2 protein-coding genes are annotated in these 3121 nt (G+C 72.1%); both read left to right on the top strand.

All coding sequences use genetic code 11. The annotated features are described in order from the left end of the window. The coding region (locus J1C73_RS16650; RefSeq protein ID WP_242644285.1) for a VMAP-C domain-containing protein at positions 1–2006 on the top strand (2006 nt) is incomplete at its 5' end. Positions 2007–2136: 130 nt separating this feature from the next. Next, on the top strand, positions 2137–3121 hold a 985-nt coding region (locus J1C73_RS16645), incomplete at its 3' end, for an AAA family ATPase (RefSeq protein ID WP_207317079.1).

The following is a 3121-nucleotide window of genomic DNA, read 5'->3' as shown; positions in this document are numbered from 1 at the left end:
GCCTCGTGCACGACGCCACCGTGCGCATCCATCGCCCGGGGTCCGGGTATGCCCATGACGGACCTGGCGGGGACTTCCTGGGGAGCGGCTTCTTCATCGCCCCGAGCTGGATCCTCACGTGTGCGCACGTGGCAATGCGGGGGGAGGGGGGCGTGGTGAACGTGTGGTTCAAGGAGGACCGTTACAGCACCGAACTGAGCGAGGTGCCGGGCAAGGTCGTCGCCGCGATGCCCGGCGCCCGACCGCAGGGGGCCACCGGCTGGCCGGCCCCCGACCTCGCGCTGATCAAGCTCCAGCGGCCCGTCGAGCACACCTGCGTGTACGTCACCGAGCGCTCGGAGGCCATGCTCCGCAGCCGGGAGATCCACTGCGTGGGCTGGGCGCCCTCGCAGGGCGGCGGGCTGCTGAAGCGCAGCGGCGTCTGCGTGGTGAAGGGGGCCTACGGTGCGTCGGACGATGCCGAACAAGTCGTCCGGCTCGACGGGGACTGGCTGGAGCCGGGCATGTCCGGCGGCCCCGTGGTGGATCTCGCCCGGGGGGAGGTGGTCGGGGTGATCAAGTCGCGGCTCGACCACCACCAGGGCGGAACGGCCGTGGGGATCGAGCGGCTGCGCACCCTGAAGGTGCCGTCCGCGCCCGTCGAGACCGAGGGCGACGACACCTACCAGTCGGTCTTCCACGCCCATGACCGCTACCACGCGGACCGGCACAACAGCCCGGCCAGCACCGAGCGGACCTGGGCCGATGTGCAGAGCGAGCTGTCGGCCCCGCCCGGCGGCGTCCTCGGCCCCAAGCGGCGGGCGGATCTGCTGGGGCGGCTCGCCGAGTTCCCTCCCCCGGTCAGCACCCGTGGCCTGCTCCTCCTCCTCGACGCCCTGCCCGGCGTCCACTCCCGTGACCACCGTCCGGCCCCGCGCGGCTGGCGGGACGGTCTGGGGGCGCTGTACGACACCCGCGCCCGCGACCGGGACGCTCCGCTGGAACTGGTCCTGCGCTACTGCATGGGCGTGCTCGCCGCCGACCGGCCCTTCGACGTGCCGTCCACCAGGACCGCGGCCAAGTCGCTGTGGGAGTGGGTGAAGCGGATCGCGGAGGAGGAGCTGTCCCGGGACTTCCGCCGGCAGCTCGCCATGGAGTGGGCGGCCGTCCGGCTGCGCCTGGAGGAGAACAGCCGCCGGGCCCTCGCACCGCCGGGCGCACCCGTCCGCCACGGCGAACGCGCCTACGTCCTGCTGGAGCTGGAACCCCAGGGCTGGGCCCGGGACCGCTACGACTGGCGGATCGGGGTCGCCCGCCACACCGGGGAGATGCTGCCCGTCGCCGAGGACAGCCAGGGCACCGCGCTCGACACCCTGCCGGACCGGCTCGCCGCCGCGCTGACCGAGGCGTTCCGGCGGTGCGACGAACCGGGCAGCCCCGCGCTGCTCCAGGTCTCCGTCACCCCCGCGCTGTTCGGGCTGGAGGTCGACCGCTGGGAGCTCCCCTCGGACGGGCTGCCGCTCGGCGTCGTCCGCCCGGTGGTCCTGCGCAGCTCCTACCACGGGCCGGCCGACGAGCGCCTGGCGCGCTGGAACGCCCTGCGGGACACCGGGATGCGGGCCGAAGTCGTCGACTGCGAGAACGAATTGCGGGTACGAGTACCGGAGGTCGCGCAGCTGCGCACCCTGGCCCACGAAAGCGTGCCGGTGCTCTGCCGCTACGGCGACCGGCCGGACCCCGGGATCACGGCCGGGGCGGTGCGGGTGCTCGACACCGGCTTCGGAGTGGCCCTGCTGCAACGGCGGCCGACGGAGACCGACACGGTCTGCAAGGAATTCCACCGACGAGTGGCCGAGGCCGTCTCCGATGCCCGCGCCCGTGACGGACTGCCGCTGAAATTGCACGAGCTGAGAAAAGGAGTGAGCGCGCAACGTACGGAGACGTACTGGTCCGACGGGGTCGCCCTGTTCTACGACGATCCACACCACCCGCTGCCCGGTGCGGACGAGTTCCTGGAGGCGCCGTGACGGGACGCGCCGGTCATCACCCGAAGGACCGTGCCGGCCCGCCCCTTACGGGGGGTACGCCGGATCGCTACGGTAAGGCACGTTCGACAGCTGCTGTCCCTGGCGGACGAGTGACAACGAGGACCACGCTATGAGTGAACCCAGCGAGTGGCTCATCTACCGCGGGATCGGCGAACCGCACGACGGCGTACCGCAGTTGCCGCCCCCGCCGCCCTGGCGTGACTTCTCGGGCGGCCGAGGCACCCCGGCGGACGGGGGCGATGTTGCCGACCGACGGCTCGGTATCCCCGGGCGCATCGCCGAGGAGCACCGGCCGGGCGCCGAGGAACTCGAAATGATCAACGCCGCGCTGTATCTGCGGCGTCCGCTGCTGGTCACCGGGGACCCAGGGGCCGGAAAGAGCACCCTGGCCCACTCCGTCGCCCGTGAACTCGAGTTCGGCAAGGTGCTGCGCTGGCCCATCGTCAGCCGCTCCTCGCTGCTGGACGGCCTCTACCACTACGACGCGATCGCCCGGCTGCAGGATGTGCAGATCGCCTCGCACACCTCCGCGGACGGCGGCGACGGGGCCGACTCGGCCCAGAACGTGGGGAGTTACATCCGCCTCGGCCCGCTGGGCACCGCCCTGCTGCCCTCGGACCGGCCCCGGGTGCTGCTCATCGACGAGCTCGACAAGAGCGACATCGACCTGCCGAACGATCTGCTCAACGTGCTGGAGGAGGGCGAGTTCGCCATTCCCGAGCTGGAACGGATCGTGGACCGGCTGCCCGACGGTGAGGCGGACGTGCTGGACCACGACGGCAACAAAGTGCGGATCAAGGGCGGCCGGGTGCAGTGCCGGGCCTTCCCCTTCGTCGTCCTCACCAGCAACGGGGAGCGGGACTTCCCGGCCCCCCTGATGCGCCGCTGCATCCATCTGGAACTCGACCGCCCCGACCACAAGCGGCTGGCCGCCTTCGTCAAGGCGCACCTGGGCGAGGAGGCGGCCCGCTCCAGCGAGGACCTCATCACCCGCTTCCTGGAGCGATCGCGCAGCGAACTCCTGGCCACGGACCAGCTGTTGAACGCCATCTACCTCACCCAAGCCGCTGCGCCGGCCGGCCGCGACCGGCTGG

Source organism: Streptomyces laculatispora (genome assembly GCF_017353455.1).
GTDB lineage: Bacteria > Actinomycetota > Actinomycetes > Streptomycetales > Streptomycetaceae > Streptomyces > Streptomyces laculatispora.
Note: the sequence above shows the minus strand (reverse complement) of the source record. Positions and strands in the feature narration are given on the sequence as shown.